Origin of the sequence: Sporosarcina sp. YIM B06819 (assembly GCF_033485175.1) — a bacterium.
Taxonomy (GTDB): domain Bacteria; phylum Bacillota; class Bacilli; order Bacillales_A; family Planococcaceae; genus Sporosarcina.
In genome coordinates, this window is record NZ_JAWLIQ010000071.1 from 1 (window position 1) to 582 (window position 582).

Sequence of the window (582 nt, forward strand, 5' to 3'; positions counted from 1 at the left end):
TGAAATACTGCAATCCTCGGGTGTCATTTGACGGGAAGTACTGGTATTTGTCTGTTGGTATTGAGCAGGCGTTTAAAAAGGAAAAGTTAACAGATGAGATTGTCGGGATTGATTTGGGTATTACAACATTAGCCGTTTGTTCAAATGGCAACAAAGTTAAAAATATTAATAAAACAAATGAAGTTCGCAAGATTGAGAAACGTCTTCGTAGGTTGCAAAGAAGTGTTTCTCGTAAATATGAAATGAATAAGGAGGGAGACCGTTTCGCCAAAACGAGCAACTGTGTAAAAATCGAAAAGCAAATACGGCACCTACACAGACGATTAGCCAACATCCGCACCAATCACATTCACCAAGCAACAAACGCAATCGCGAAAACCAAGCCTTGCAAAGTTGTACTGGAAGATTTGAATGTGAAAGGGATGATGAAAAATCGCCACCTGTCCAAAGCGATTCAAAAGCAAAAGTTCAGCGAATTCTCCCGACAAATGAAATACAAATGCGAGAAGTATGGCGTTGAATTCATGAAAGTCGATCGTTTCTTTCCGTCTTCTAAAAAGTGCTCATCCTGTGATGAAATCA

1 protein-coding gene is annotated in these 582 nt (G+C 39.5%); it reads left to right on the top strand.

Annotation, left to right across the window (positions count from 1 at the left end; translation table 11 throughout):
• A partial coding sequence (locus tag R2B72_RS18725; protein WP_318618375.1) for a transposase occupies positions 1–582 on the top strand: 582 nt, incomplete at both ends.